The following is a 25,841-nucleotide window of genomic DNA, read 5'->3' as shown; positions in this document are numbered from 1 at the left end:
GCCGTGCGCCTACACCTGAGGCCGTCCCCGGACATGGCGGTCCCGCGCCCCTCAAGGGGCGCGGGGAACTGCGCGAGCAACCACAACGCACCCGCGGCCGAAAACGTCGGCGTCCCCCTACTCCAGCGGATCCCCCGTCGGCCCGCTCACCCCCGTCGGCTCCACGACCGCGCCCTCCCAGCTCAGCGCCTTCCAGCCGTCCCCCGGGGAGCCCTCCAGGACCACCACGCCCGTGTTCGCCAGGGGGCGGGACGCGGCGAAGGGCACGTCCACGTTGTGGGCGCGGGCCGCCGTCCACATGCGGATCGCGGCGCCGTGGCTGATCATCGCGACCGTCCCGGCGCCGCTCGCGGCGGCCTCCGCGATCACCGCGTCGTAGCGGCCCAGGGCCTCGTCCCCCCTCTCCCCGCCGGGCATGCGCAGCGCGGTGTCCCCGGCCGCCCAGGCGAACACGGTGCGCATGTACCTCTCGCCGTGCTCGGAGTGGCCGGGCAGCAGCTCCAGGTCGCCGGCGGACACCTCCCGGATGCCGTCGCGGACGACCGGGTCGAGACCGCGGGCGGCGGCCAGCGGGGCGGCGGTGAGCTGGGTGCGGGTGAGGGTGGAGACGTAGAGGGCCTCGATGTCCTCGTCGGCGAGGGCTCCGGGGAGGGCCGCCGCCTGCCGCTCGCCGAGGGCGGTCAGACCGGGGCCCGGCACGGCGGTGTCGAGGAGGTATTCGACGTTGGTCGGGGTCTGCCCATGACGTATGAGGAGCAGGCGCATCCGGGGTTCCTCTCACTCGACCGCACCGTGTGGCGGCAGGAAAGTGCCGCTTCAGGGTAACCGCACCGGCATGAGCCCAGACTTCGACCTGACCGTCCCGAAGCCCGGCCGGCACGCGCTGCGCGACCGGCTCCTCGCCCTCGACAGCCGGCTGTTCCAGACCGCCGCCGAGCGGAACTGGCCGTTCGCCGAGCCGGTGCTGCCCCGGCTGAGCCGGAGCGCCAACCACGGGGTGCTGTGGTTCGCCACCGCGGCCGCGGTGGCCGCGACCCGCACGCCCCGGGCCCGCCGGGCCGCCGCCCGCGGCCTGGCCTCGCTCGCCCTGGCCTCCCTGACCATCAACACCGTCGGCAAGCGCTCGGTGCGGCGTCCCCGGCCGCGCCTGGACCCGGTGCCCGCGGTACGGCACCTGAGGCGGCAGCCGGTCACCACCTCGTTCCCCTCCGGGCACGCCGCGTCGGCGGCCGCCTTCGCGGCCGGGGTCGCCCTGGAGTCCCCGGCGTGGGGCGCGGTGGTGGCACCGGTGGCGTTCTCCGTCGCGATGTCCCGGGTCTACACGGGCGTGCACTTCCCGAGCGACGTGCTCACGGGCGCCGCGCTGGGCGTCGGCGCCGCGTTCGCCGTACGGGGCCTGGTGCCGACCCGGGCGCAGACCGGCCCGCCGCCCCAGCCGCGCGCCGAGGCCCCGGCGCTGCCCGACGGGGACGGTCTGGTGGTCGTCGCCAATCGTGCCTCCGGCAGTTCCGACCGGGTCCGGGCGCTGCGCGACGAGCTGCCGAAGGCGGAGCTGGTGGAGTGCGAGCCGGGCGAGGTGAAGACCGAGCTGGCGAAGGCGGCGCTGCGGGCGCGGGCGCTCGGGGTGTGCGGCGGCGACGGCACCGTGAACGCGGCGGCCCACATCGCCCTGCGCCACGGGCTGCCGCTCGCGGTGCTGCCCGGCGGCACCCTCAACCACTTCGCCTACGACCTGAGCGTGGAGGACGCACGGAGCCTCGGCCGGGCGGTGCGCGAGGGCGAGGCGGTCCGGGTGGACCTCGGCCGCTTCGTCTCCGGTGACCAGACGGGGGTCTTCCTGAACACGCTGAGCCTGGGCGTCTATCCGGAGCTGGTCCGGGACCGGGAGCGCTGGGCGCCCCGCATCGGCGGCTGGCCCGCCCAGGTGCTGGCCGCGCTGCGCGTGCTGCGTACGGACCGGCATCCGCTACAGGTCGAACTGCGTGGCAGGACTCATCCGTTGTGGCTGCTGTTCGTCGGCAACTGCGTCTACCACCGGATGGGCCTGGCTCCGGGCCGCCGCACCGACCTGGCGGACGGGCAGCTCGACGTACGCGTGGTGCACGGCGGCCGGCACCCTGCGCTCAGCCTGCTCTCCGCCGCCCTCGCGGGCCCGCTGCCCCTCCCCCACTCCCGGCTTGGCTCAAGCGGGAGGTACCCCCACCCCGCCCGCGCCGAGACACGGGTGAGCCGGCTGCGCCTGACCGGTGTCGCGCCCGGCACACCGCTCGCGTACGACGGTGAAGTCATCGATGTGGCAGGCGAGCTGACCGTGGAGAAGCTGCCGCAGGCGCTGACCGTGTACCGGCCGGTGCCCTGACGCGCGCGCCACGCGACGACGGCTCGTCAGTCCATATCGCGAAACGCGGGTCTCATCATTCGGCATGCGAGCGTAGCGTTGCGCATACCGCGGGACGAGGCCGTCCGGCCCCGTCCGCCGGTGTGACGCGAAGGGGTCGAGCCATGTCGAAGCCGCAGGAGACCGCTGTCTACACGCACGGGCACCACGAGTCGGTGCTGCGTTCCCACACCTCGCGAACGGTCGCCAACTCGGCCGCGTACCTGCGGGGTTCGCTCAAGCCCCACATGAAGATCCTGGACATCGGCTGCGGCCCGGGGACGATCACCGCGGACCTGGCGGCCCTGGTCCCGGACGGCCATGTCACCGGCGTCGACCACGCGCCGGGCATCCTGGACCAGGCCCGCGCGACCGCCGCCGGGCGCGGGCTGACGAACGTGGACTTCGCGGTCGCCGACGTACACGCGCTGGACTACCCGGACGACACCTTCTGCGTGGTCCACGCCCACCAGGTGCTCCAGCACGTGGGCGACCCGGTGCAGGCGCTGCGCGAGATGCGCCGGGTCACCAAGCCCGGCGGGTTCGTCGCCGCACGCGACGCGGACTACGCGGCGATGACCTGGTACCCGGCGGTGCCCGGCCTGGACGACTGGCTGGAGCTGTACCGGCGGGTGGCCCGGGCGAACGGCGGTGAACCCGACGCCGGGCGCCGGCTGCGGTCCTGGGCGCTGGCGGCGGGCCTGACCGACATCACAGCCACCTCCGGCACCTGGACCTACAGTACGGCCGAGGAGCGGGCCTGGTGGGGCGGGCTGTGGGGGGACCGTACGGTCGCCTCCTCCTATGCCGAGCGGGCCGTGCGGGGCGGTCACGCGACCAAGGAGCAGCTGGAGGCCATCGCGGCGGCCTGGCGGGAGTGGGCCGGACAGGAGGACGGCTGGTTCGCCGTACTGCACGGAGAAATTCTGTGCCGTAAGTGAGCCTGATCCGCGGATTTGGGGAAACCCGCTTTGCAGGAGGTTCACACTATGGTTCCCATCCTGCTGGTACTGCTTCTGGTCCTGATTCTTTTCGGGGCCGGATTCGCGGTGAAACTGCTCTGGTGGATCGCGCTCGCCGTACTCGTGATATGGCTTCTCGGATTCCTGGTGCGCGGCACGACCGGCGCCGGCGGCAGGGGCCGCTGGTACAGGTGGTGACACGCCACCGACCGGTGGCGGAATCAGTCGCGCGGCAGCAACGGTCCCAGCGGCCCGAGGTCCAGGTTCAGGTCCTCGGGCCGCAGTCCGTAGCGGTCCCGCAGCTCGGCCATGCGGTCCTCCAGCAGCATCAGGGTGAGCCCGATGCGCTCCTCCTGCTGTTCGGTGAGGTCACCGGTGTCGAAGCGGCGCAGCGCCTGCCGTTCCATCAGCTGGCGCAGCAGCTCCACGACGGTCAGCACGAGTTTGACCAGGTCGCGCTCGACGGTGTCCGGTTCGAGGTCCAGCCGGTTGCGGTGTTCGCTCACGTCGGCTCCCCCCACGGTGCGGGCACTTGCGCGTTGACCGAGCTGATCAGCGCGTTCAGGTCGATACGGACGAGGTCGACGTCCGCGATCCGCAGGGTGATGTCACCGGTGATGACCACCCCGCCGGCCAGCAGCCGGTCGAGCAGGTCGACCAGGGCGACCTCACGGCGTTCGACGACGGTCACCGCTGCTCCCCCGCTTCCGCCGGCTCGGTGACCGGCACCGGCTCCGGCTCTGGCTCCGCGGGCGGCTCCGTGAAGGAATAGGCCGCCCAGGGCCCGGTGAGTTCCACCCGCATGTGTGGGGCCTCGTCCTTCGTACGGTCGACCAGTTCCACGAATTCCTCGGAATCCGCGCGCGGCACGAGATAAGCGGCGTTGAGCAGGTTCTGCCCGGAGACTCCGGAAAGCATCGCGTTCTGCGGAGGGTGCAGCCGGGAATCCTCGGCACGCTCGGAAAGCCGCTGATGCAGACGGTGGGCGAATTCCTCGGCGGCCCGCCATTTCTCCTCCTGCGCGCGCGTGCTCATCCGCCGCTGCCGCAGATAGTCCCGCCCGCTGGCGGGCCGGCCGGCCGGCGCGGGCGCCTGCTCGGGCGGGTCGGCGTAGAGCTTCACGCCCCACTCGACCCGCCCGTCCAGCCGGTCGAGGGCACGCAGGAAGCCGGCCTCGCGGGCCTCCATCATGGTCCGCACGCCGCTGTCGTCCCGGAAGACCGTGGCCAGCCGGAGCGGCAGCGGCGTGGTGACCGTGGTGAGCGCGTCGATCACCCCCTGATGGGCACGGGCGGTCGCGGCCAGCCAGTCCAGGTCCTCCAGATGGTCCCGCAGCGGCTCCTCGGCGAAGTCGCCCTCCGGGACCGTGCTGACGACGGCGACCAGGCCATGGTGCCTGAGCAGCCCCGGCGGGGCGCCGGCCACGCCGGTGAGCTGGGCCTGCAGGGCCGCCGCGAACGGACGGCAGACGGCGTACACGTACCGGAGTCCGCCCTGTGCGGTCATCTGTCCTCCTCCTGGCGCTCGTGGCGCTGTCCCCGGCCGGCCTCCAGTGCCTCCAGGGCGGCCAGCCGCTCCCGCAGCTCGTGGTTCTCCCGGGTGAGCTGATCGCTCCGGGCGCGGGTGGACAGTTCGGGGTCGTGCTCCCACCAGTCGATGCCCATCTCCTTCGCCCGGTCGACGGAGGCGACGACCAGGCGGAGTTTTATGGTGAGCAGTTCGATGTCGAGCAGGTTGATCCTGATGTCACCAGCGATGACGATGCCCTTGTCCAGAACGCGCTCCAGGATGTCGGCGAGGTTGGCGCCCCCGCCGTCCCGTCCGTAGGGCTCGGGCAGCCGGCCGGCCATCGTCATCGACGGCTCCGGGAACCGGCGTACTCTTCCTCGGCCTCCGGCTCTTCCTCGTACTCCGGCTCTTCCTCGTCCTCGGTCTCCTCGGTGTCGGTGTCCTCCGCGTCCTCGTACTCGCCCTCGGGCTCCTCCTCGCCCTCGGCCTCGTACTCCTCATCCTCCCCCTGCTCGGCGTCCTCCGCCTCGTCGTAGGGCTCCTCGCCCTCGTACTCCTCGTCCGGCGCCTCGTTCTCGGCCTCGTTCTCGCCGCGCTCCTCGTTCTCCTCCTCCTCGGCCAGCGCGTCCTCGTGGCTGCGGACGACCTCGCCGTCGCGGATCTCGCCGCGCCAGCCGTCCTCCGCCTCTCCCTTGAGGGTGATGTGGCGGGCGTAGTGCTTGAGGTCGAGACGGACCCGGCGGCCCGAGGCGCGCCAGACGTTGGCGGTCTTCTCGAAGAACCCGCTGGGGTAGTACTCGATCACCAGCAGCACCCGGGTGAGGTTGTCGTCGAGCCGGTGGAAGGTGACGACCCCCTTGTGGGTGCCCTTGGCGCCCTCGGTCGACCACTGGATGCGGTAGTCCGGGACCTGCTCGACGGTGCTGCCCTTCCAGCTGCGGCTGGACCACCAGATCTTGCCCTGCCAGTTCGTCGAGGTGTCGTCGGAGCGGCTGGCGCTCTTGACACCCTTGGCGAAGGTGCTGAAGTCCTGGTAGCGGGTCCACTGGTCGTAGGCGGTGCGCACCGGCACGCCGACGTCGACCGACTCGATGATGACGGTCGGCTTCTGCCCGCTGCCCTTGCCTTTGCCCTTGCCGCCCCCCAGGTTCTTCACCTTGTCCATGACGGTGTCCTTGGCGTGGCTCAGGCCGAGCTCCAGGGCGGAGCGCAGCGGGCCCTTGCCCTCGGTGACCTTGCGGCCCGCGTCGAGGGCGAGCTTGGCGAAGCCCGGGCTGTTGCCCTCGGCGATGTCGTTGAGTTTGCCGGTGGCCTCGCCGAGCTTGCGCCCGGCGCCCACCAGCAGGCGTTCGGTCTGGGCGGAGAGGTATTCCTGCACCTCTGCCTTCAGTCGTTCGGCGGCCTCGGAGTGGGCCGCGTCCGTGAGCGGTCCGCTGTTCATCGGTCACCGCCTCCCTTCGGCCGGGCCCGGCCGGCCGTCTTCTTGGCGGCCGCCCGGCCCTGCGCGGCCTTCTTCGCCGGCGCCTTCCTGACGGGCGGCTTGGCGGACGACTTCTTCGCCGGTGGCTTCTCGGCCGCCTTCTTCGAGGGGGCCTTGCGGGCCGGCGCCTTCCGGCCGGACCGCTCCTCGCGGTCGTCCTCGGCCTTGTCGCTCCCGGCCCTGTCACTCCTGGCCTTGTCACTCCCGGCCCTGTGGCTCCTGGTCTCTTCCTCCGGCGCCTCGTCCTCCTCCAGCGCCTCGTCCTCCTCCGGCTCCTCGTCCTCGTCCCGGTCGCCGCCGAGACCGAGGTCGCCGGTGTCGGGCACGACACCCGCAAGCTGGTCGCGCACCTCCTCGGTACGGCCGTGCAGCCGGTCGGCGAGGGCGCCGAGCTGCCGTTCGACCATGGCACCGGAGGCGGCCTTGCCGACCCCGCGCAGGTCGTGCCGCAGCTGCTCCCCGATCTCCTTGAACTGCGGGTTGTCGCGCAGTTGCTGGTTGGCCAGGTCGAGCACCGCCTTCGGGGTCAGGTTGAGCCGTTTGCCGGCCACCAACGACCCGACCGCGACGGCCATTTTCAGCTTCTTGGTCCGGCCCAGCAGGTATCCGGCCCCGATCGCGAGGCCCAGTCCCATGCGGTTCATGTATGCATCCCATTCCCGGGCCCCACGCCTTTGCGCAGGGCGATCTCCAGCCGGTCGAGAAGCTCGTCCTCGGCCCGGTCGAACTCCTCCTCGTCGATCTCGCCGGCTTCCAGCCGCTCTTCCAGCCGGGCCAGTTCGGCCCGGACCGTGGCGGGGTCGTAGTAGATCCGCTCCGCCTCCTGCACCACCTTCTCGACGACCCAGGCGCTGCCGCGCACGGGCGCGAAGGGCAGTAGCAGCAGCTCCTTGATCAGTCCCATGGGTGCCTGCTCCTTCGGTTTATTGCTTCCGGGCCGCCCCGGCCGTGCTGGCCGCCGGTTCGGAGGGCCCCGGTTCGACGAAGCTGTACGGCGGGAGCGGTCCGTTGACGCTCAGGTCCAGATGCGGATGGCTCTTGCGCAGCCGCTCCACGCCGGCCAGGAAGGTCTCGGTGGAGTGCCGGTCCAGGAGGAAGGACAGGTTGACGAGCCAGCCGGTGGATTCCGGACCCACGCTGACGGCGGACGCCTCGGGCTCCAGTGCCTGCCGCACCTCGGCCGCGTCCTGGGCCTCCCGGGCCTTGACGGCGCCCGCCACCATCTCGCCGAGCTCCAGCCGGCTCTCGTAAGACCCGCCGCCCGCCTTCCGGTTGGCCTCGGCCAGGGCGCGCAGCTCGGGCCTCTCGGACATCACGCGGTGCAGCACGGCCTCTTCGACATGGCTGGCCTTGACGTTGTACTCGACCTTGCCGTCGAGGGTGCGCAGCCGCTCCAGGTAGTGGTCGGCGCGTTCGGCGAGGACCCCGGTGACGGTGTCGTCGTCCGGGGCGACACTGCCGAACCGCATCGGCAGCACGCAGCCGCCGCCCCCGGACTCCGCCAGCACGTTCTGGTGGGCGAGCAGGTCGCGGCGCTTGGGCCGGAGTCCTTCGGGGGCATCACTGACGATGGCGGCCAGTTCGCCCTCGGTGAGCACACGCACCGGGCGCGGCGGATCCCCCACCCCCTCCATACCGTCGGGCAGAGCGGGATGCGCGGCGGCCGTGATGCCGTAGACGTACGTACTCACTCCTCTTCCTCCCTCTCCTTGCGACGCGCCGTGGCGGTCCTACGGGGGCGCGACCTGGACTCGGTCTCGCCCGAGTGCTCCTCGCGGGCCTGCTTGAAGGCGTCCGAGATCGTCTCGGCGGCTCCGGAGAGCGCGCCCTTCGACTTGCCCCGGGCACCGGACTCGGTGACCTCGCCGACGAGGTCGGGCAGGCCGGGGCTCTTGTGCGGCCCGGCCTCCAGGTCGAGCCGGTTGCAGGCCTCCGCGAAGCGCAGGTAGGTGTCGACGCTGGCGACGACGACCCGTATGTCGATCTTGAGGATCTCGATGCCGACCAGGGAGACCCGCACGAACGCGTCAATGACGAGCCCCCTGTCGAGGACGAGTTCGAGCACGTCGTAGAGGCCGCTGCTACCGCCTCCGCCGGTCTGCTGTGCCGGTACAACGGTCATGCCTGTCCAACCTCCTCCATGTCGTGGGCCCTGTCCGTGGGCACGGGCGGGCGGCCTAGCGGCCACCGGGCCGGTGTGCGTCGGCGCGTCCGCGTTCGTAGCGGCGCACGCGCCGGTAGCCGGTGAGCTGTCCTTGCGGGTCGAGCTCGACCTGGTAGCTCGCCATCAGGCTCATGGTGTCGGGCACCCTGGGCAGTTCCAGGACTTCGACCTCCAACTCCCAGCCGTCCTCGGTCTGTTCGAAGGACGACACGGACTCGGCGGCCATCCCGGTGAGCTCGGCGAGCTGGGCGCGGGCCTGGCGCAGAACCTCCATGGGGCTCGGCCGGTCCGATGCCGTGTCGGGTCCGTCGTCGCGTTTGCGCTCTTTGCGTGAATCCTGCGTCTGAGACGTGTCGTTTGTGTTCGTCATGGCCACCTCTTGGTCCGAGTGGCCGGAGGTCTCGGGGTCAAACCTTCACAACCGGTCGGTGACGCGGTGCGGTCAGCCGGATCCGGTGCGCAACGCGCCGAGCCCTCGCCGGGCGGGCCCGAGCGCCCGGCGCCGGGCGGGGATGCCGGCCCAGGGCCTGGTACGGGCCTGGTCGACGGCGTCGGCGATGGTCCAGCGGCGGGCGTGCAGGGCCGGATCGGCGAGCTGGTCCCAGCTGATCGGTACGGCGACGGGGGCCCCGGGCCTGGCCCGCACGGTGTAGGGGGCCACCGCGGTCTGGGCGTAGGCGTTGCGGCCCGTGTCCAGGAAGAGCCGGTCGCCGCGGTCGGCCTTGCGGACGGCTGTGGTGAGCCGGTCGGGGTGCTCGGCGGCGAGCTGCTGGGCCAGCTCGCGGGCGAAGGCGCGGACCTCGTCGGCATCGCAGCGGCTGTTCAGCGGTACGACGAGGTGCAGTCCCCGGGATCCGGTGGTCATCGGCGCCGACGGGAGCCCGAGCCGGTCGAGCAGGTCCCCGGCCCAGCCGGCGGCCTCCCGCACCGGGGCGAAGTCGTCGCCGGGCGGGCCCGCACCGGCCGCACCTCGTCCCGGCTCATCGCACGACCGCCTCCTCGACCATCAGCCGCCCGGCCGCCGCGATCGCGTCGGCGTCGATCCCGGCGGCGTGCAGCTGCTGGTCGGGGGCGGCCGAACCCGGCATGGTCCGCACGGCGAGCCGGACCAGCCGCGGCACGGGCCTGCCGTCGGCGAACGCCTCCGCGACCGCGTCGCCGATCCCGCCCTCCTCGTGGTGGTCCTCGACGGTGAGCAGACAGCCGGTCTCCTCGGCGGCGATGCGCAGCGTCCGCCGGTCCACGGGCTTCACGGAGTACAGGTCGACGACCCGGATCGGGATGCCGTCCTCGGCGAGCGCGTCGGCGGCCTTCAGCGCCTCGTGCACGGTGACCCCGGCGGCGACCACGGTCAGCCGGTCCTCCTCGGAGGAGCGCAGCACCTTGCTGCCGCCGACCGGGAACTCCTCGTCCGGGCCGTAGATCACCGGGGCGGCCCCGCGTGAGGTGCGCAGATAGCGGATGCCGTCGAGTCCGGCCATGGTGGCGACGAGCCGGGCTGTCTGGTTGGCGTCGCACGGGTAGAGCACGGTCGAGCCGTACACCGCGCGGAACATCGCCAGGTCCTCCAGGCCCATCTGGGAGGGCCCGTCCTGCCCGATGGCCACGCCCGCGTGCGAGCCGACCAGGTTGATCCCGCTGCCGCTGACGGAGGCCATGCGCACGAAGTCGTAGGCCCGGCTGAAGAAGGCGGCGAAGGTGGAGGCGTACGGCACCCAGCCGCGCACGGCCATGCCGACGGCGCCGGCGACGAGTTGCTGTTCGGCGATGTAGAACTCGAAGTAGCGGTCGGGGTGTTCCTTGCCGAAGAGCTCGGTACGGGTGGAGTCGCCGACCTCGCCGTCCAGCGCGACCACGTCGGCGCGGGCGTGGCCGAGCGCGACGAGCGCCTTGCCGAAGGCGTCCCGGGTGGGGACCTCTTCTCCCCTTTCGTAGCGCGGGAGTTCGAGCGCGCCGGTGGGCACGGAGTGCAGGGCGCGGGCCGCCGGCGGCTCCTGCACGTGGACGCGCAGGTCGCGTACTCCGCCGAGTTCGGCGATGGCCTCCTCGGCGTCGGGCAGCGGCTTGCCGTGCATGCCCTCACGGTCCTCGACGGCGGCGACGCCCCGGCCCTTGCGGGTGCGCGCGAGGATCACGGTGGGCTGTCCGGCGGTGGAGGCGGCCTCGCCGCAGGCGCGGTCGACGGCGTCCACGTCGTGGCCGTCGATCTCCACCGTGTGCCAGCCGAAGGCCTGGAAGCGGCGGGCGTAGGCGTCGAGGTCGTGGCCGTGCCGGGTGGGGCCGCGCTGCCCGAGCCGGTTGACGTCCACGATCGCGGTGAGGTTGTCGAGGTGCTCGTACCCGGCGTGCTCGGCGGCCTCCCACACGGAGCCCTCCGCCAGCTCGCTGTCCCCGCACAGCACCCAGACCCGGTAGCGGCCGTGTTCCAGCCGCTTCCCGGACAGCGCGATCCCGACCCCGACCGGCAGGCCCTGGCCGAGGGAGCCGGTGGCGGTCTCCACCCATGGCAGCCGGCGCGGGGTCGGGTGCCCCTCCAGATGGCTGCCGAGCTTGCGGAAGGTGAGCAGCTCGGCGTCGTCGATGGCGCCGGCCGCCTTGTAAGCGGCGTACAGCAGCGGCGAGGCATGGCCCTTGGAGAGGATGAAGCGGTCGTTGCCGGGGTGCTCGGGCCGCTCGAAGTCGTAGCGCAGATGGTGGGCGAGCAGGACCGCCATCAGATCGGCGGCGGACATCGACGAGGTCGGATGCCCGGACTGGGCGGCGGCTGCCGCCCGCACGCTGTCCACGCGCAACTGCTGGGCGAGCTCGACGAGTTCGGCGGTGTTCATGTGGCTCCTTCCGGGGGATGGTCCGTGACGGATGCGGGGGCCTTCGGCAGCTCAGGCGAGGCCGTGTCCAGGGGCACCGACCAGGACCGGACGAGGCCCAGCTGGACGCCCTGGCGCGGCAGTACGGCGTCCAGCAGCCAGTCGGCGGCGACCCGGACCCGCCCCGCGGGCATCGCCGCGAGGTGGTAGCCGCGGGTCACCAGCCCGGCGGGCGGCCCGGACAGCGGCACCCCCAGCGGGTCGGCGGCGGCCTGCACACCACCGAGGTCGACGACGAACCCCAGGTCGCGGTGGCGATAGGGGCGCCGGCGCCGTCCGGCGCCGAGCGAGGCGGCCACGTTCTCGGCGGCCACCCGGCCCTGCCGCCAGGCGTGCTGCGCGGTCATCGGCGTGAACCCGCCGGGATTGACGAGGTCGGGCACCGCGGCCGCGTCCCCGCAGGCGAACACGTGGGCGCAGCCGGGCACTTGAAGGTACGGATCGACGATCAGCCGCCCCTTCTCCAGCGGCTGCCCGATGGCCTCCACGAGCGGGTCGGGCCGTACGCCGACGCACCACACGAGGGTCCGTGACGCGACGAACTCCCCGTCGGAGAGCAGCACCCCGTCCCGGGTGGCCTCTTTCACGGAGGTCCCCATCCGTACCTCGACCCCCCGGCGGCGCAGCACCCGGTCGGCCGTTCGGGACAGCTTCTCGTCCATCCCGGGCAGCACCCGGGGCGCCACGTCCAGCAGCAGCCAGCGCGGCCGCACCCCCCGCGGCAGGCGGTCGCGGCGGGCCAGCTCGGCGGTGAGCATCCGCATGTGGGCGGCGACCTCGGTCCCGGTGTACCCGGCACCGACGACGACGAAGGTGCACCGGGCCGCGGCCAGTGCGGGGTCGCCGGCCACGGCGGCCAGTTCGATCTGCCGGATCACGTGGTCCCGCAGATAGAGCGCCTCGGGCAGCCCGCGAAACCCGTGCGCGTGCTCGGCCACACCCGGGACGGGCAACAGTTTGTTGACGCTGCCGACGGTCAGCACCAGCCGTTCGTAGCCGAGGCTGCCGCCGCCGCCCTCGGGGTCGGTGTAGTGCACACGCTGCCCGTCGAGATCGACATGATCCGCCTCCCCGAGCACCGTCCGCACCCCGCGAAGGGCACCGGGCAGCGGGAGGGCGATCCGCCGGGGATCGAGGATCCCCGCGGCGACCTGGGGCAGCAGGGGCAGATACAGAAAGTAGTCGGTGGGGTTGAGCAGGGTGATCTCGGCACGGTCCCGAGCCAGCCGCGCGAGCGTACGGGCCGCGCGGTACCCGGCGAACCCCGCGCCGACAATCACGATCCGGGGTCGACGACTCACGGTGCGCCTCCGGCGATACGACGAGGTCCAGGGCCTCCCACGTAACCGTAGGCGGGACCTCGAAACGCCGCGCGTCGAAACCACCGCCTCCTGCGACGCGCTCCCGAAGAGGGGCGCGGGGCGGTGATCCGTACGCGGCCGCCGCCGCGTGGGCGCGAGCAGGCGCCTGCGATCCGCGGCCGGCCCGCCCCCACTCCACCGGCGCCCTACGTCAACCCCGGTGATGAGGCGACTCCGGGTCGGTACCCGGCTCCGCCGGCGGAGCCTGCGGCATGGGCGGATACGACAGCCCCCCGGGCGGCCCCCCGGGCGCCGTCCCCCCGACCACCCGGTGCGGAGCATGCGGCCTCTTGGGCCGCCCCGCCTCCCGCAGCCCGTAGGAAACCGCCCCCAGGATCACCGCGGTGACCAGCGCCGCGGCCCACGCCGGCAGCAGGATCGCCCACGCCAGCCCCATGGCCAGCGCCACCGCGGCCCCCGCGTACAGGGCTACCGCCCCGGACGCGCCGTACAGCATGGCGGCCCGCCGCCGCTTGCGGCCCTGCTCGCGCAGTTCCTCCCGCACGGTCTCGCGCGCGACCTGTGCCAGCTCGTCGACAAGGTCCTTGTCCAGATGTTCGAGATGATCCAGGTGTTCCATGCCCTGCGGGTACCCGGACGGGTAATGCCGTAACAGGAGATCAGCGGAGGTGGCGTCCTCCCGGCCCGCGGCAACTAGGCTCGTACGCATGGAGATTCTGGGCGCCTCCCTGCGCATCTGCGTCGACGACCTCGATACCGCGATCCCGTTCTACGAACGCCTCTCCGGCGGCAGAGCCCTGCGTTTCGAACGCGGCGGCGTGCAGGTCGCCGCGGTCGGCTCGTTCCTTCTGATGAGCGGTCCGGAGGCGGAACTGGAGGTGCTGCGCAAGGTGACCGCGACCATCGCGGTGAAGGACGTCGACGCGGCCCACCGGCTCCTTGACGGCCTCGGCGCGCGCATCCTCGCCGGGCCGGTGCCCACACCCGTCGGCCGCAATCTGCTCGCCATGCACCCGGACGGCTCGGTCTTCGAGTACGTCGACCAGCACCAGGACTGATCGAAGGCCCTGCGGCCGCATCCGGACGCCGTACCGCGCGGGCAGCGGCTCGTCACCGAGCCGCTGCCCCCGGCCGGCCGACGGCCGCCTGCCAGCGGCGTGCGCAAAGGTCAGCCGGTGGTGCGCATCTCCGCCGTGATCGCCCAGCGTTCGTGGTCCCGCCAGGCCCCGTCGATGTAGATCATGTTCGGTGAGAACCCCTCCAGCCGGAACCCGGCACCGCGGGCGAGCGCGATGGACGCGGCGTTGCCGGGCTGCACGTTGATCTCCAGCCGGTGCAACCGCATCGGCCCGAAAGCGTGGTCCACGACGAGGCCCATCGCCTCCCGCATCAGCCCCCGCCCGGCCGCGTGCGCGAACACGCCGTAGCCGAGCGCACCGCACTGGAAGCCGCCCTCGACGATGTTGTTGATGTTGATGAACCCGGCGATCTCCTTGCCGTGCTCCCCGCCCTCCTTCTCGCACACCAGGAACCCGGCCTTGCTGCGGTCCTCGATCAGGCGTCCCGCGTAGCCGGCGTAGGCCGCGTCCGTGGTGGGCGGGAACAGCCACGGCTGGTGGAGGTCCTTGCTCTCCCGGGCACGGGCGATGAACTCGGCGCCGTCCTCGTAGGTGTAGTGGCGGATGCCCACGCGGGGGCCCTCGGCGAGATAACGGGAAGCGGTGTGCGGCATCCCGTCACCCTACGCGGAGCCGGCTCAGGCGTTCCGTGGCATACGCTCCCCAGGTCCCGAGGGCCGTCAGCGCAGCGCCGGCTCCAGCAGGGTGAGTGTGCCCGCGTCCGCGTCCAGTTCCGCGGCCACCCCGAGCGGGATGGTCAGGGCCGCCTCGCAGTGCCCGAACCCGAACTCGTCCAGCACCGGCACGCCCAGCCCGCCGAGCCGGTCGAGGAGCATCGGCCGTACCTCCTCGTAGGGCCCGCACCGGTCCCAGGAGCCGAGCAGGATCCCGGCGACGCCGTCGAGCCAGCCGGACCGCAGCAGTTGGGTGATGCTCCGGTCGAGGCTGTACGGCCGCTCGCTGACGTCCTCCAGGACGAGCAGTCCGCCGCGGGCGCCGGTGTGGGTGTGCGGGGTGCCGAGGCCGGCCGCGAGCAGCCGCAGACAGCCGCCGACGGTGACGCCCCTGGCCCGGCCGCCCACCAGCGCGGCACCCCGGGAGGGGATGGTGCGGACCGTCTCCGGGGCGAAGAGGGTGGCCCGCAGATGGTCCTGTGCCTCGGCGCTCTTGACGAAGTCCGCGCCGGCGGCCACGGGCCCGTACAGGGTGGCGAGCCCGAGCCGGGTCGCGAACGCCTCGTGCAGCACGGTCGCGTCGCTGAAGCCGACGAACGCCTTCGGCCCGGCCGCCCGCATCGCCTCCCAGTCGAGCAGGTCGACCATGCGCTGTGCGCCGTAACCGCCGCGCGCGCAGAGCACGGCGGACACGGAGGGGTCGCACCAGGCCTGCTGGAGGTCGGCCGCGCGGTCCGCGTCGGAGCCCGCGAGGTACCCCAGCTCGCTGTCCCTGGCGAGCACATGGGGTGCCACGACCGGGTCGAGGTCCCAGCCGCGCAGGATGTCGAGGCCGGCCTGGAGCCGCTCCTCCACCACCGGCCCGCTCGGCGCCACGACCGCGACCCGCGCCCCGGCGAAGAGCCTCGGCGGCCTCGCCAGTCCGGCCACCGAGGTCGCCCCGGCCGGTCCGGCCGGTCCGGTCGCTCCGGTCGCTCCGGTCGGTCCGGTCGCTGCCGTCACCGCGGTCACTTCGCTCACTTCACCAGCTCCAGCTCGGGAATTCCGGGCACGTCCAGCCCGAACACCTGAGCGTAAAGGGCGAGCTCGGACTCCAGGGCACGGACCAGGGTGTCGGCACGCCGGAAGCCGTGGCCCTCGCCCGCGAAGGTGAGGTAGGCGTGCGGTACCGGGCGGCCGTCGAGCCGGGCGAGGAAGCGTTCGCACTGGGCGGGCGGGCAGATCACGTCGTCCAGCCCCTGGAGCAGCAGGAACGGCGCGGTGAGCCGGTCGACGTGCCGGCTGGGCGACCGCTCGACGTACCGCTCGGGCACCTCGGCCAGCGGGCCGATCAGGGATTCCAGGTACTGGGACTCGAAGTCGTGGGTCTCCCCCGCACCCCAGCTGGTGAGGTCGAGGACGGGGTAGGAGATGGCGCCGCAGGCGTAGACGTCGGTGCCGGTCAGGGAGGCGGCCGCGGTCCAGCCGCCGGCGCTGCCGCCGCGGATCGCGAGCCGGGCACGGTCGGCGGTGCCCTCCTCGGCGAGGGCGAGCGCGACGGCCGCGCAGTCCTCGACGTCGACCACGCCCCACTGCCCGCGCAGCCGCTCCCGGTACGCGCGCCCGAATCCGGTGGAGCCGCCGTAGTTGACCTCGGCGACGCCGATGCCCCGGGTGGTGAAGTAGGCGATGGCGAGGTCGAGGACGAGCGGTGCCCTGCTGGTGGGGCCGCCGTGCGCCCAGACGACGTACGGCGGCAGCTCGCCCTCGGGGGCGGTGTGGCCGGGGTGGTGGGGCGGGTGGATGTGGGCGTGCACCTCGCGGCCGCCGGGCCCGGCGAAGGTGCGGACCTGCGGCTCGGGGTAGTAGGCGGGGTCGACCGGGTCCTGGTGCGGGGTGCCGACGACCCGGGTGCGGCCGGAGGCGGTGTCGAGTTCGACGACCTCGTGGGCGGTGCGCGGGCCGGCGCCGACCGCGAGGACGCGGGTGCCGTGCACGGCGAGCGTGGCGGAGAACTCGGTCCACGGTCCGGCGGCGTCGGCGATCTCACCGGTTTCCGGATCGAGTATCCCGAGGGCCATCGCCCCGCGGCCGTGCAGGACGGCGATCAGCCCGTTGCCGAGCGGCGCGAACCAGTTCTGGCCGAGCCGCCACAGCGGGCCCGCGAACTCCTCCTCGCGCGGGCACAGGGGTTCGTCGTCGCGGTACAGGTTCCACCAGCCGCCGCGGTCGCTCGTGTACAGCAGCCGGTCGTCCGCGGACCACTCCACCTGCGCGACGGCCTCCGCCGGACCGCCGGCCACGGTGCGGACCTCGTGCAGGACGCCGTCGGCGCCGACCTCGCCGACCAGCAGCTCCGTGCCGTCCCACGGCATCCGCGGATGGTCCCAGGCGAGCCAGGCGGCCCGGCGCCCGTCGTGGGTCAGGCGCGGCCCGGTGACGAACCGGTGCCGGCCGTCGGTGAGTTCGCGTACGGCGGCCCGGTCGTCGGCGGCCGAGCCGTCCAGCGGTACGGCGGCCAGCACCCGCCGTACGTCGGTGGGCGCCTCTCCGGTGAACTCCTCCAGGACGCACCAGACTTCGCCCCGGTCGAGCAGCAACTGCGGGTCGGCCCAGCGGGGTCCGGGCGGGGTCAGCGGCCGGGGTGCTTCGCCGGGCTGGTACCGGTACAGCCGCTGGTCGTCGAAGTGGACGAAGACCAGCAGCGGTTGACCGCCGTCGTCGGGGACGGCGCCAGCCCACGGCCGTCCGCCGTACTCGATGACCCGGCTGCGGACGTTCCACGGCGCGGGCAGCACGGACTCGCCGCTGCCGCCGCGTACCAGGGTTCTGCGGCCGCCCTCCGCGGGCCGGGGTTCGGTCCACCAGGGCTCGTCGCCGACGAAGCCCACCCACTCGGCGAAGCCGTCGTGGGCCGCGGCCAGGGCCGCGTCGACGGGTGAGGGCCACGAGCCGTACGCCTTCGTCTCCACGTTCTCTCCTACTCGCCTATGCCGTGCTACGCCGTGCGCAGGAAGCGGTCCAGGACCTGGACGCCGAAGTGCAGGGCCTCGACGGGGACGCGTTCGTCGACGCCGTGGAACAGGGCCTGGTAGTCCAGGTCCTCGGGGAGCTTGAGCGGGGCGAAGCCGTAGCCGGTGATGCCGAGCCGGGAGAACTGCTTGGCGTCGGTGCCGCCCGACATGCAGTACGGCACCACGTGCCCGTCGGGGGCGAACTCCTCGACGGCAGCGCGCATCCGGGCGTACGTCGGTGAGTCCAGCGGTGCCTGGAGGGCGACCTCGCGGTGGTGGAACTCCCAGTCGACGTCGGGGCCGGTGAGGCGGTCGAGGGTGGCGCGGAACTCGTCCTCGGTGCCGTACAGATAGCGTCCGTCGACGAAGGCGACGGCCTCGCCGGGGATCACGTTGACCTTGTAACCGGCATTCAGCATGGTCGGGTTCGCGCTGTTGCGGACGGTGGCCTCGACCAGTCGGGCGGCCGGGCCGAGCTTGTCGAGGAGCACGTCGACGTCGGTGAGGTCGGGTTCGATGCCGTAGAGGGCAGCAAGTTCGGTGAGGGCGGCGCTGACCGTGGGGGTGAGGCGGAGCGGCCACTGGTGGGCGCCGATGCGGGTGACGGCGGCGGCGAGGCGGGTGACCGCGTTCTCCTTGTTGACCTTGGAGCCGTGTCCGGCCCGGCCGCGCGCGGTGAGTTTGAGCCAGGCCGTGCCGCGCTCGCCGGCGGCGACGGGGTAGAGGTGCCGTCCGGTGCCGTCGTGGAAGGTGAAGGCGCCCGACTCGCCGACGCCCTCGGTGCAGCCCTCGAACAGCTCGGGGTGGTGGTCGGCGAGGAACCCGGAGCCGTCCTCGGCGCTGGCCTCCTCGTCGGCGGTGAAGGCGACGACGATGTCCCGGCGCGGCCGCACCCCCTCCCGGGCCCAGCCCCGCACCACCGCCAGGATCATCGCGTCCATGTTCTTCATGTCGACGGCGCCCCGCCCCCACACGACCCCGTCGCGGATCTCCCCGGAGAACGGGTCGACGCTCCAGTCGGCGGCCTGGGCGGGTACGACGTCGAGGTGGCCGTGGACGAGCAGCGCGTCGGCGGCGGGGTCCGTGCCCTCGACGCGGGCGACGACGTTGGTGCGTCCCGCGGTCCGCTCAAGGAGGATCGGCTCCAGGCCCGCTCCCGCGAGCCGCTCGGCCGCGTACTCGGCGGCGGGCCGCTCCCGGCAGTCGCCGCCGCCGAAGTTGCTGGTGTCGATCCGGATCAGCTCCGAGGTGAACCGGACCACCTCGTCCAGTGCCTGCTGGTCAGCCATACTGCTCCTCCACCGCGGCCGAGACAATCGTGGTGACCGCCTTGAAGGTACGGATGCCGTCGTACATGGTGCCCTCGGTGTACGCCACCTTCCGCTCGCCGATCCGGTCCACGCCGGGGACGACGGTGGCGGCCTGGGCGAGGTGCTCGGCGTCGAACTCCAGGGCGACGGTGAACGGCCCGCCGGTCACCGGCTCGTGCCGTACGGCGAGCCGGGCCGCGTCCTTGGCGGCGGCGCGGATGTCGCCGGCGGTCCTGGCGGGCGTCCGGCAGACGGCCGCGTACCTCGACACGTGGTCCTTGACGGCGACCTTGAGCGCCTCGGGCGCGTAGCCGAGGGCGTCCTCGCAGGCCAGGTCGTCGCCGGTGACGAGGACGACGGGGACGCCGTACTCGGCGACGACGTGCGCGTTGAGCAGGCCCTCACTGGCACGGACGTCGTTCAGCCAGACGCCGGTGATGGAGTTGGCGAGGTAGGTGTGGGCGAGGACGCCCTCCATGCCGGCGCCGGTGTGGTAGCCGACGAAGGCGATGCCGTCGACGTCGCCGTGCTGGACGCCCTCGACCATGGACAGCGACTTGTGGCGGCCGGTCAGCATCTCGGCGCGCTCGTCGAGCTGCTCCAGGAGCAGGTTGCGCATGCTCCAGTGGGCCTCGTTGATGAGGACCTCGTCGGCGCCGCCGTCGTAGAAGCCGAGGACGGCGGCGTTGACGTCGGAGGTGAACATCGGCCGGCACCGCTCCCACTGCGGCGTGCCCGGCAGCACGTCACCGGGCCAGGTCACCCCGGTGGCGCCCTCCATGTCGGCGCTGATGAGGATCTTCATGCGCGCCCTTCTGCTCGCAGGTCACAGGCTTGTCATGCGGTGAGTGACAGCAGTCTGCGACACCGGGCACCGATGACGGGGATCTTCACGCCGCCTCACGTTACGCGTCGTCGAGGGAACTTCCTACGGGGCGTCCCACACGCCGCCAGGCACGGCCGGCGCCCGGGCCGGACGGACAACTCGGCCACGTTGCAGGCATCGTGGGCGGATCCTTCCCACGTGCGAGGGGCCAGCGGCCGGTCGCACATGGCGGCTTCGCAGCCCTGCGGGCCGCGGTCGCCTGTCGTCCACGGCTGCCGGACGCCGCCCACCGCCTTCGTCCGGCGTACGGGAGCTGTGACCGCACGGTCGAAGACCGCAGGTCCACGACGGTCTCGGTGTGGGGCACGCCGCGCGGACACGGAGGTTCCGGGCGTTCGTCCGCGTTGACCTGACGCTGAGTGGCTCCCCGCTCATCGGCGGCTTCGCCGTTCCGCCGTACGAGTGCCGTTCACACACCCACGGGACGTGGTCGGGAGCTCTCCGGCTGCGCCGACCGGCGACGCGGGAGAAGATGGCCGCTGGGGGGAGTGACCACGCGGTCGGGGTCCGCAGACCCGGCCCTCGACGCTGTTGAGTGAAGTGGTGTGAACATGTCCCAAACATCACAGAACAACCCTGCCTGGCGGCGGATACCCGAGGACGTGGCCGACGCGGCAGTCACGGTGGCACGGGCCGCCGGGCGGGCGGTCCTCCACCCGAAGTCCACGGTCGAGCGCGCCCGCCATCTGCCGGACATCGTGCCCATGCTGGGTCAGGCGGTGAAGCCGCTCCTGACCGGGCGCGTGGACGACTGGCGCGGCGAGTACGCCTACACGCTGGGTCAGCAGGCGTTCGTCTACGGGTTTCCGTACATCTACAACGCCGGGCTGAGGCACGACTGGGTGACACAGCCGCGGAACCCCTCGACGGTTCCGTACGCGGCCGTCAACCATTTCTGGCACGCCGAGCGGTTGCTGGACGCGACCTACCGCGACGGCGGCTGCCCCAACAACGACACCCTGTATTCGGCGGCCTGGGTGAACCTCGGCAGCGAGCCGGTCGTCCTCTCCCATCCCGACATGGGTGACCGGTACTTCACCTTCGAACTGGTGGGGATCACGTCCGACAACTTCGACTACGTCGGTCAGCGCACCACCGGCTCAGGCGCGGGCAGCTTCGCCCTGGTCGGTCCGGAATGGCAGGGAGAGCTACCCGCCGAGGTGCGGCGCCTGAAGAAGGCCCCGAGCCCGTGGGTTCTCATCCTCGGCCGCACCCTCGTCAGCGGCCCGGACGACGTGCCACGCGTCCGGGAACTCCAGAGGCAGTTCCGGCTCACCCCGCTCAGCCTGTTCGGCAGGCCGGACGCGAAGGTCCCCGAGAGCCGTGAGGTCCTGACGCCGGTCCTGGCGGAGGAGGATCCCCTGGGGCCGTGGAAGACGCTGAACGCGATGCTGGCCGAGAACCCCCCGCCCTCCCATCACCACGTGCTTCTCCAGCAGTTCGCCCAGATCGGTGTGGGCCCCGGCCTCGACGTCGAGGCGCAGCCCGACGCGGTGAAACGAAGCCTGATCCGGGCCGCCGCCGTCGGTGTGCCCCTGCTCAGGCAGCAGATCCTGAGCGGCGACTGGGCCCACCTCGTCAACGGCTGGCGCTACCCTCCCCCGCAGATGGGACGCTTCGGCGACGACTTCCTCAAACGCGCCGCCGACCAGTCGCTGATCGGTGTCGCCGCCAACGACCCCGCCGAAGCGGTCTACTTGCTCAACTTCGACGACGCGGACGGCGACAAGCTGGCCCCCGAGGGCCGGTACGAACTGCACTTCCCCGGCGGGGGCCTGCCCCCGGTCGACGCGTTCTGGTCGCTGACCGCCTACGGGGAGGACATGAACCTCATCGCCAACCCGGCCGACCGCTACTCGGTCGGTGACCGCAGCGCCGGTCTGCGGTGGGACGAGGACGGCGGACTGACCATCCACCTGCAGAGCGAGCCGCCCGACCGGGAAAGGGAAGCCAACTGGCTGCCCACCGCGAAGAAGGGCGCCTGGTTCGTGGCCCTGCGCATGTACCGGCCCCGCCCGGAGGTGATCGACGCGACCTGGGAGTGCCCCGCGCTGACCCGCGTCGCCTGACGTCCCCGTACCGGGACTCCACTCGGCCCCGGACGTCCCGTCCGGGGCCGAGCTGTTGACCTCGCCGAGAAACCGCAGGTCGGAACGGTGGCGCAGGGGCCCCGGCGGGATTCGGACCCTGCCGCGGCCGGCTTGGGAGCGCGCGGGGCCGTTCCCCCGGTGCGGAAGATGCCGTCCGGACGGATGATCGGAGGAGGCCCGGAGAAAGGAGGGGCCGCATGCGAGGGGAGACCGTCCGGAAGACCACCCCGCCTCGGGTTGCCCCGAATCTGCGTGACTACGACGCGGAGTGCGCGGGTTTCTCGTGGTCGCGGGCGCGGGACGCGCTGCGGGGGCTGCCCGGCGGACGAGGGCTGAACATCGCGTACGAGGCCGTGGACCGGCACGCGGCGTCGGCTCGCGCGGCGGCGGTCGCCCTGCGCTGCGTCGGGCGGGACGACTCCGTGACCTGCGTGACCTACGGGGAGCTGGCCGGGTCCACCGCGCGGTTCGCGAACGTGCTCGGCAGGCTCGGCGTCGGTCGGGGCGAGCGGGTGGTCACACTGCTGGGACGCTGCCCCGAGCTGTACACCGTGGTCCTGGGCACGCTGAAGAACACCAGCGTCCTGTGCCCGCTGTTCTCCGCCTTCGGCCCGGACCCGGTGGCCCAGCGGCTGCGGCTGAGCGACGCCCGGGTGCTGGTCACCACGGCGGAGCTGTACCGCAGGAAGGTCGCCGGACAGCGCGACGGGCTGCCCGGTCTGCGGCATGTGCTGATCGTCGGCGGCGGCGCGGACGCGCCGGCGGGCACGCTCTCCTTCGACGCGCTCATGGCCGACGCGGACGACACGTTCAGCATTCCGCCCACCGCGCCGGACGACATGGCCCTGCTCCACTTCACCAGCGGGACCACGGGCACGCCCAAGGGAGCGGTGCACGTGCACGAGGCCGCCGTGGCCCACTACGTGACCGCGTGGTACGCCCTCGACCTGCACCCGGACGACGTGTACTGGTGCACCGCCGATCCCGGCTGGGTGACGGGCATGTCCTACGGGATCGTCGCCCCGCTCATGCACGGGGTGACGGTCGTCGTGGACGAGGGCGACTACGACGCCCGCCGCTGGTACCGGATCCTCGCCGAGCAGCGGGTGAGCGTCTGGTACACGGCGCCGACGGCCCTGCGCATGCTGATGCGGACGACACCCCGGACCGGGCCGTACGACCTACCCCGCTCGTTCGACCTGGGCGCGCTGCGGTTCATCGCCTCGGTCGGCGAGCCGCTCAACCCGGAGGCCGTGCTGTGGGGGCGGGACGTGCTGGGGCTGCCGGTGCACGACAACTGGTGGCAGACCGAGACCGGCGCCATCATGATCGCCAACCTCGCCGCCTGCGACATCCGCCCCGGCTCGATGGGACGTCCGCTGCCGGGCGTGGCAGCGGCCGTGCTGCGGCGCGGCGAGGACGGCCGGGCCGAGGTGAAGGGCGGGCACGTCACCGTACTGGAGGAGCCCGGCGTGGAGGGCGAGCTGGCGCTGCGGCCCGGCTGGCCGTCCATGTTCCGGGGTTATCTGCACGACGAGCGGCGCACCGCGGCGGCCTTCGCGGACGGCTGGTACCTCACCGGCGACCTGGTGCGGCGCGACGCGGACGGCTGGTACTGGTTCGTCGGCCGCGCCGACGACGTCATCAAGTCGGCGGGACACCTCATCGGGCCGTTCGAGGTGGAGAGCGCCCTGATGGAGCATCCGGCGGTCGCTGAGGCCGGGGTCATCGGCCGTCCCGACCCCGTCGCCGGGAACATCGTCAAGGCGTTCGTCGCACTGCGACCCGGCTTCGACCCGACCACGGCGATGCGGCAGGACCTGCTGGCCTTCTCCCGCCGCCGGCTGGGCCCGGCCGTGGCGCCCCGCGAGATCGCCTTCGACCAGCACCTGCCGCACACCCGCAGCGGCAAGGTCATGCGCCGCCTGCTGCGGGCACGCGAACTCGGCCTGCCCGAGGGCGACATCTCCACCCTGGAGGACTCCGCCCACGGCGCCGCCGCCTGCCCGCGGGGGGCCACGCGGAGGACGGAGCGGTCCGTATGAGCACCACCCGTACCCGGCCGAACCCGCAGGCCGCGCACCGGCTGGCCCTGCTGGAGTCGATGCTGCGGGTCCGCCGGTTCGAGGAACGCTGCGTGGAGCTGTACAGCGCGGCGCGCATCCGGGGCTTCATGCACCTGTACATCGGTGAGGAGGCCGTCGCCGTCGGCGTCAACGAGGCGCTCACCGACGACGACGCCGTCGTGTCGACGTACCGCGAACACGGCCACGCACTCGCCCGCGGGGTGCCGGCCGAGGCGATCATGGCGGAGATGTTCGGGAAGGCGACCGGCTGCAGCCACGGCCGTGGCGGCTCCATGCACCTCTTCGACACCGAGCGCCGCTTCTACGGCGGCAACGCCATCGTCGGCGGCGGGCTGCCGATCGCGGCCGGCCTCGCCCTCGCCGACCGCATGACCGGCCGGAACCGGATCACCTGCTGCTTCTTCGGCGACGGGGCCTTCGCCGAGGGCGAGTTCCACGAGACCGCCAACCTGGCCGCGCTCTGGCAGCTGCCCGTACTGCTGGTCTGTGAGAACAATCTGTACGCCATGGGCACCGCGCTGGCCCGCCACCAGGCCCAGACGGACCTCGCGCTGCGTGCCGCCGGGTACGGCATGGCCTCCTGGGCCGTCGACGGCATGGACGTCCTCGCCGTCGAGGACGCCGCCCGGCGGGCCGCCGAGGGGGTGCGGGGCGGAAGCGGGCCGCACTTCCTGGAGATGCGCACGTACCGGTTCCGCGCCCATTCCATGTACGACTCCGACCGCTACCGCGACAAGGCCGAGATCGAGCGCTGGAAGGAAAGGGACCCGGTCGAGGGGCTCGCCCGGCGGCTGCGGGAGGCGAAGGAGCTGTCCGACAAGGCCCGCGGCGCCCTGGAGGACCGGCTGGCCGCCGAGCTCGACAGTGCCGTGGCGGCGGCGGAGTCGGCGCCCGAGGAGCCCGTCGAGGATCTGCTGAAGTACGTCACCAGCCCGGTGGAGGCGAGCCCGCCATGACCGCGACCCACACCCCTGCCGCGAAGCCGGCCGCCGCCTCCGACCGGAAGACGACCTACCGGGAGGCGATGCGCGAGGCCCTCCGCGAGGCGCTGCGGGCCGACGACCGGGTCTTCCTGATGGGCGAGGACGTGGGCCGGTACGGCGGCTGCTTCGGCGTCAGCCTCGGTCTGCTGGAGGAGTTCGGGCCCGACCGGATCCGGGACGCCCCGCTGTCGGAGTCCGCGTTCGTCGGCGCCGGCATCGGCGCGGCCCTGGCCGGCCTGCGGCCGGTCGTCGAGATCATGACGGTCAACTTCAGCCTGCTCGCCCTGGACCAGATCCTCAACAACGCGGCGACCCTGCTGCACATGTCGGGCGGCCAGCTGCCGGTCCCGATCGTGATCCGGATGACCACCGGTGCGGGCCGCCAGCTGGCGGCCCAGCACTCGCACAGCCTGGAGGGCTGGTACGCGCACATCCCCGGCCTGCGGGTCCTGGCCCCGGCGACCCTCACCGACGCCCGCCACATGCTGGCCCCCGCGCTCGCCGACCCCGACCCCGTGCTGATCTTCGAGCACGGCAGCCTGTACAACGTCTCCGGCGACCTGCCCGCCGACGCCGGCCCCGTCGACCTCGACCACGCGGCGGTCCGCCGGTCCGGCACGGACGTCTCCCTGATCACCTACGGCGGCTCGCTGCCCAAGGCACTGGCCGCCGCCGACGACCTCGCGAACGGCAGCATCAGCGCGGAGGTCATCGACCTGCGCACCCTGCGCCCCCTGGACGACGCCACGATCGGCGGCTCGGTCGCCCGCACCCACCGGGCCGTCGTCGTCGACGAGGGCTGGCGCACCGGAAGCCTCGCCGCCGAGATCTCCGCCCGCCTCGCCGAGCAGCACTTCTACGACCTCGACGCCCCCGTCGAGCGGGTGTGCAGCGCCGAGGTGCCCATGCCGTACGCGCGCCGGCTCGAGGAGGCCGCGCTCCCCCAGACCGACGGAATCGTCGCGGCCGCCCGCCGCACGGTCGGCGAGCCCGCGCCGGCCACCGGAAGGCCGGGCTGA

27 protein-coding genes and 1 pseudogene are annotated in these 25,841 nt (G+C 72.9%); 8 read left to right on the top strand and 20 right to left on the bottom strand.

What is annotated here, in order from left to right; all coding sequences use genetic code 11:
* Positions 1-117: 117 nt before the first annotated feature.
* Positions 118-765 (bottom strand): histidine phosphatase family protein, encoded by a 648-nt coding sequence (locus tag AB0P24_RS06810; RefSeq protein ID WP_365791135.1) that lies wholly within the window; start codon positions 763-765, stop codon positions 118-120.
* 70 nt (positions 766-835) lie between these two features.
* Between AB0P24_RS06810 and AB0P24_RS06805 the strand changes: the two genes are divergently transcribed.
* From AB0P24_RS06805 to AB0P24_RS06795, 3 genes are all read left to right on the top strand, one after another.
* Positions 836-2,359: a phosphatase PAP2 family protein gene (locus tag AB0P24_RS06805; protein WP_365791134.1), complete on the top strand. Its 1,524-nt coding sequence runs from the start codon at positions 836-838 to the stop codon at positions 2,357-2,359.
* Between the two features lie 143 nt (positions 2,360-2,502).
* Positions 2,503-3,318, top strand: a complete 816-nt coding sequence (locus AB0P24_RS06800) for a class I SAM-dependent methyltransferase (protein ID WP_365791133.1) — start codon at positions 2,503-2,505, stop codon at positions 3,316-3,318.
* Between the two features lie 48 nt (positions 3,319-3,366).
* Positions 3,367-3,537, top strand: coding sequence for a hydrophobic protein (locus AB0P24_RS06795; protein ID WP_234537583.1), 171 nt, complete (start codon positions 3,367-3,369; stop codon positions 3,535-3,537).
* Between the two features lie 23 nt (positions 3,538-3,560).
* Here the strand turns inward: AB0P24_RS06795 and AB0P24_RS06790 are convergent, their stop codons facing one another.
* The 14 genes and pseudogenes from AB0P24_RS06790 to AB0P24_RS06725 form a co-directional block, all read right to left on the bottom strand.
* Positions 3,561-3,845 (bottom strand): gas vesicle protein K, encoded by a 285-nt coding sequence (locus AB0P24_RS06790; protein ID WP_093498107.1) that lies wholly within the window; start codon positions 3,843-3,845, stop codon positions 3,561-3,563.
* Entirely contained in the window at positions 3,842-4,030 is a 189-nt protein-coding gene (locus tag AB0P24_RS06785; RefSeq protein ID WP_046730146.1) for a gas vesicle protein, read from the bottom strand. Before AB0P24_RS06785 ends, AB0P24_RS06790 begins: the two co-directional genes overlap by 4 nt.
* On the bottom strand, positions 4,027-4,845 hold the full coding sequence (locus tag AB0P24_RS06780) for a GvpL/GvpF family gas vesicle protein (RefSeq protein ID WP_365791132.1): 819 nt from the start codon (positions 4,843-4,845) through the stop codon (positions 4,027-4,029). Before AB0P24_RS06780 ends, AB0P24_RS06785 begins: the two co-directional genes overlap by 4 nt.
* Positions 4,842-5,195, bottom strand: a complete 354-nt coding sequence (locus AB0P24_RS06775) for a gas vesicle protein (RefSeq protein WP_365791131.1) — start codon at positions 5,193-5,195, stop codon at positions 4,842-4,844. Before AB0P24_RS06775 ends, AB0P24_RS06780 begins: the two co-directional genes overlap by 4 nt.
* On the bottom strand, positions 5,192-6,289 hold the full coding sequence (locus tag AB0P24_RS06770) for an SRPBCC family protein (RefSeq protein WP_365791130.1): 1,098 nt from the start codon (positions 6,287-6,289) through the stop codon (positions 5,192-5,194). Before AB0P24_RS06770 ends, AB0P24_RS06775 begins: the two co-directional genes overlap by 4 nt.
* The gene (locus tag AB0P24_RS06765; protein WP_365791129.1) at positions 6,286-6,972 is read right to left on the bottom strand and encodes a DNA primase; all 687 of its coding nucleotides are present in this window, start codon (positions 6,970-6,972) and stop codon (positions 6,286-6,288) included. Before AB0P24_RS06765 ends, AB0P24_RS06770 begins: the two co-directional genes overlap by 4 nt.
* The gene (locus tag AB0P24_RS06760) at positions 6,969-7,232 is read right to left on the bottom strand and encodes a gas vesicle protein GvpG (RefSeq protein ID WP_365791128.1); all 264 of its coding nucleotides are present in this window, start codon (positions 7,230-7,232) and stop codon (positions 6,969-6,971) included. Before AB0P24_RS06760 ends, AB0P24_RS06765 begins: the two co-directional genes overlap by 4 nt.
* Before the next feature lie 19 nt (positions 7,233-7,251).
* Positions 7,252-8,019: a GvpL/GvpF family gas vesicle protein gene (locus AB0P24_RS06755; protein ID WP_365791127.1), complete on the bottom strand. Its 768-nt coding sequence runs from the start codon at positions 8,017-8,019 to the stop codon at positions 7,252-7,254.
* Positions 8,016-8,450: a gas vesicle structural protein GvpA gene (locus AB0P24_RS06750; RefSeq protein WP_365791126.1), complete on the bottom strand. Its 435-nt coding sequence runs from the start codon at positions 8,448-8,450 to the stop codon at positions 8,016-8,018. Before AB0P24_RS06750 ends, AB0P24_RS06755 begins: the two co-directional genes overlap by 4 nt.
* A gap of 55 nt (positions 8,451-8,505) precedes the next feature.
* Positions 8,506-8,862 carry a gas vesicle protein gene (locus AB0P24_RS06745; protein WP_365791125.1) on the bottom strand — a complete coding sequence of 119 codons (357 nt, stop codon included), beginning with the start codon at positions 8,860-8,862 and terminating at the stop codon, positions 8,506-8,508.
* A 72-nt stretch (positions 8,863-8,934) separates the two neighbouring features.
* Positions 8,935-9,444 (bottom strand): annotated as a pseudogene (locus tag AB0P24_RS06740) (DNA primase small subunit domain-containing protein); the annotation flags it as partial.
* Positions 9,445-9,472: 28 nt separating this feature from the next.
* Positions 9,473-11,320, bottom strand: a complete 1,848-nt coding sequence (locus AB0P24_RS06735; protein ID WP_365791124.1) for a transketolase — start codon at positions 11,318-11,320, stop codon at positions 9,473-9,475.
* Positions 11,317-12,660, bottom strand: coding sequence for an NAD(P)/FAD-dependent oxidoreductase (locus AB0P24_RS06730; protein ID WP_365791123.1), 1,344 nt, complete (start codon positions 12,658-12,660; stop codon positions 11,317-11,319). The genes AB0P24_RS06735 and AB0P24_RS06730 overlap by 4 nt, the downstream gene beginning before the upstream one ends.
* A gap of 211 nt (positions 12,661-12,871) precedes the next feature.
* Positions 12,872-13,300 (bottom strand): phage holin family protein, encoded by a 429-nt coding sequence (locus AB0P24_RS06725; RefSeq protein WP_365791122.1) that lies wholly within the window; start codon positions 13,298-13,300, stop codon positions 12,872-12,874.
* 88 nt (positions 13,301-13,388) lie between these two features.
* On the opposite strand from AB0P24_RS06725, the gene AB0P24_RS06720 reads away from it, so the two are divergent.
* Positions 13,389-13,739 (top strand): VOC family protein, encoded by a 351-nt coding sequence (locus tag AB0P24_RS06720; RefSeq protein WP_365791121.1) that lies wholly within the window; start codon positions 13,389-13,391, stop codon positions 13,737-13,739.
* Positions 13,740-13,849: 110 nt separating this feature from the next.
* On the opposite strand, the gene AB0P24_RS06715 is transcribed toward AB0P24_RS06720, so the two are convergent.
* The 5 genes from AB0P24_RS06715 to AB0P24_RS06695 all read right to left on the bottom strand — a co-directional run bounded on the left by AB0P24_RS06715 (position 13,850) and on the right by AB0P24_RS06695 (position 19,581).
* Positions 13,850-14,413, bottom strand: coding sequence for a GNAT family protein (locus AB0P24_RS06715; RefSeq protein ID WP_365791120.1), 564 nt, complete (start codon positions 14,411-14,413; stop codon positions 13,850-13,852).
* 66 nt (positions 14,414-14,479) lie between these two features.
* Positions 14,480-15,403 carry an LD-carboxypeptidase gene (locus AB0P24_RS06710; RefSeq protein WP_365791146.1) on the bottom strand — a complete coding sequence of 308 codons (924 nt, stop codon included), beginning with the start codon at positions 15,401-15,403 and terminating at the stop codon, positions 14,480-14,482.
* Positions 15,404-15,489: 86 nt separating this feature from the next.
* Complete coding sequence (locus AB0P24_RS06705; RefSeq protein WP_365791119.1) at positions 15,490-17,424, bottom strand: prolyl oligopeptidase family serine peptidase; 1,935 nt, start codon at positions 17,422-17,424, stop codon at positions 15,490-15,492.
* A gap of 26 nt (positions 17,425-17,450) precedes the next feature.
* A complete protein-coding gene (locus AB0P24_RS06700) occupies positions 17,451-18,755 on the bottom strand; it encodes a M20/M25/M40 family metallo-hydrolase (RefSeq protein WP_365791118.1) in 1,305 nt (434 codons plus the stop codon).
* A complete protein-coding gene (locus AB0P24_RS06695) occupies positions 18,748-19,581 on the bottom strand; it encodes a M55 family metallopeptidase (protein ID WP_365791117.1) in 834 nt (277 codons plus the stop codon). The genes AB0P24_RS06700 and AB0P24_RS06695 overlap by 8 nt, the downstream gene beginning before the upstream one ends.
* 632 nt (positions 19,582-20,213) lie before the next feature.
* On the opposite strand from AB0P24_RS06695, the gene AB0P24_RS06690 reads away from it, so the two are divergent.
* From AB0P24_RS06690 to AB0P24_RS06675, 4 genes are all read left to right on the top strand, one after another.
* Positions 20,214-21,731, top strand: coding sequence for a DUF1254 domain-containing protein (locus AB0P24_RS06690; protein WP_365791116.1), 1,518 nt, complete (start codon positions 20,214-20,216; stop codon positions 21,729-21,731).
* A gap of 218 nt (positions 21,732-21,949) precedes the next feature.
* On the top strand, positions 21,950-23,797 hold the full coding sequence (gene acsA / locus AB0P24_RS06685) for an acetate--CoA ligase (RefSeq protein ID WP_365791115.1): 1,848 nt from the start codon (positions 21,950-21,952) through the stop codon (positions 23,795-23,797).
* Complete coding sequence (gene pdhA, locus AB0P24_RS06680; protein ID WP_365791114.1) at positions 23,794-24,795, top strand: pyruvate dehydrogenase (acetyl-transferring) E1 component subunit alpha; 1,002 nt, start codon at positions 23,794-23,796, stop codon at positions 24,793-24,795. Before acsA ends, pdhA begins: the two co-directional genes overlap by 4 nt.
* Positions 24,792-25,841 carry a pyruvate dehydrogenase complex E1 component subunit beta gene (locus AB0P24_RS06675; RefSeq protein ID WP_365791113.1) on the top strand — a complete coding sequence of 350 codons (1,050 nt, stop codon included), beginning with the start codon at positions 24,792-24,794 and terminating at the stop codon, positions 25,839-25,841. Before pdhA ends, AB0P24_RS06675 begins: the two co-directional genes overlap by 4 nt.

This window comes from Streptomyces sp. NPDC086519, from assembly GCF_040686075.1.
GTDB classification, from domain to species: domain Bacteria; phylum Actinomycetota; class Actinomycetes; order Streptomycetales; family Streptomycetaceae; genus Streptomyces; species Streptomyces shenzhenensis.
This window is presented reverse-complemented; position numbering and strand designations above follow the sequence as displayed.

Bases quoted from the DNA above. Each gene is read 5' to 3' on its own strand.
- AB0P24_RS06795 (WP_234537583.1), top strand. From the start codon at position 3,367: ATGGTTCCCATCCTGCTGGTACTGCTTCTGGTCCTGATTCTTTTCGGG.
- AB0P24_RS06690 (WP_365791116.1), top strand. From the start codon at position 20,214: ATGTCCCAAACATCACAGAACAACCCTGCCTGGCGGCGGATACCCGAG.
- AB0P24_RS06700 (WP_365791118.1), bottom strand. From the start codon at position 18,755: ATGGCTGACCAGCAGGCACTGGACGAGGTGGTCCGGTTCACCTCGGAG.
- AB0P24_RS06720 (WP_365791121.1), top strand. From the start codon at position 13,389: ATGGAGATTCTGGGCGCCTCCCTGCGCATCTGCGTCGACGACCTCGAT.
- AB0P24_RS06800 (WP_365791133.1), top strand. From the start codon at position 2,503: ATGTCGAAGCCGCAGGAGACCGCTGTCTACACGCACGGGCACCACGAG.
- AB0P24_RS06805 (WP_365791134.1), top strand. From the start codon at position 836: ATGAGCCCAGACTTCGACCTGACCGTCCCGAAGCCCGGCCGGCACGCG.
- AB0P24_RS06760 (WP_365791128.1), bottom strand. From the start codon at position 7,232: ATGGGACTGATCAAGGAGCTGCTGCTACTGCCCTTCGCGCCCGTGCGC.
- AB0P24_RS06675 (WP_365791113.1), top strand. From the start codon at position 24,792: ATGACCGCGACCCACACCCCTGCCGCGAAGCCGGCCGCCGCCTCCGAC.
- AB0P24_RS06725 (WP_365791122.1), bottom strand. From the start codon at position 13,300: ATGGAACACCTGGATCATCTCGAACATCTGGACAAGGACCTTGTCGAC.
- AB0P24_RS06780 (WP_365791132.1), bottom strand. From the start codon at position 4,845: ATGACCGCACAGGGCGGACTCCGGTACGTGTACGCCGTCTGCCGTCCG.
- AB0P24_RS06715 (WP_365791120.1), bottom strand. From the start codon at position 14,413: ATGCCGCACACCGCTTCCCGTTATCTCGCCGAGGGCCCCCGCGTGGGC.
- AB0P24_RS06750 (WP_365791126.1), bottom strand. From the start codon at position 8,450: ATGACCGTTGTACCGGCACAGCAGACCGGCGGAGGCGGTAGCAGCGGC.
- AB0P24_RS06765 (WP_365791129.1), bottom strand. From the start codon at position 6,972: ATGAACCGCATGGGACTGGGCCTCGCGATCGGGGCCGGATACCTGCTG.
- AB0P24_RS06695 (WP_365791117.1), bottom strand. From the start codon at position 19,581: ATGAAGATCCTCATCAGCGCCGACATGGAGGGCGCCACCGGGGTGACC.
- AB0P24_RS06770 (WP_365791130.1), bottom strand. From the start codon at position 6,289: ATGAACAGCGGACCGCTCACGGACGCGGCCCACTCCGAGGCCGCCGAA.
- AB0P24_RS06735 (WP_365791124.1), bottom strand. From the start codon at position 11,320: ATGAACACCGCCGAACTCGTCGAGCTCGCCCAGCAGTTGCGCGTGGAC.
- pdhA (WP_365791114.1), top strand. From the start codon at position 23,794: ATGAGCACCACCCGTACCCGGCCGAACCCGCAGGCCGCGCACCGGCTG.
- AB0P24_RS06810 (WP_365791135.1), bottom strand. From the start codon at position 765: ATGCGCCTGCTCCTCATACGTCATGGGCAGACCCCGACCAACGTCGAA.
- acsA (WP_365791115.1), top strand. From the start codon at position 21,950: ATGCGAGGGGAGACCGTCCGGAAGACCACCCCGCCTCGGGTTGCCCCG.
- AB0P24_RS06775 (WP_365791131.1), bottom strand. From the start codon at position 5,195: ATGACGATGGCCGGCCGGCTGCCCGAGCCCTACGGACGGGACGGCGGG.
- AB0P24_RS06745 (WP_365791125.1), bottom strand. From the start codon at position 8,862: ATGACGAACACAAACGACACGTCTCAGACGCAGGATTCACGCAAAGAG.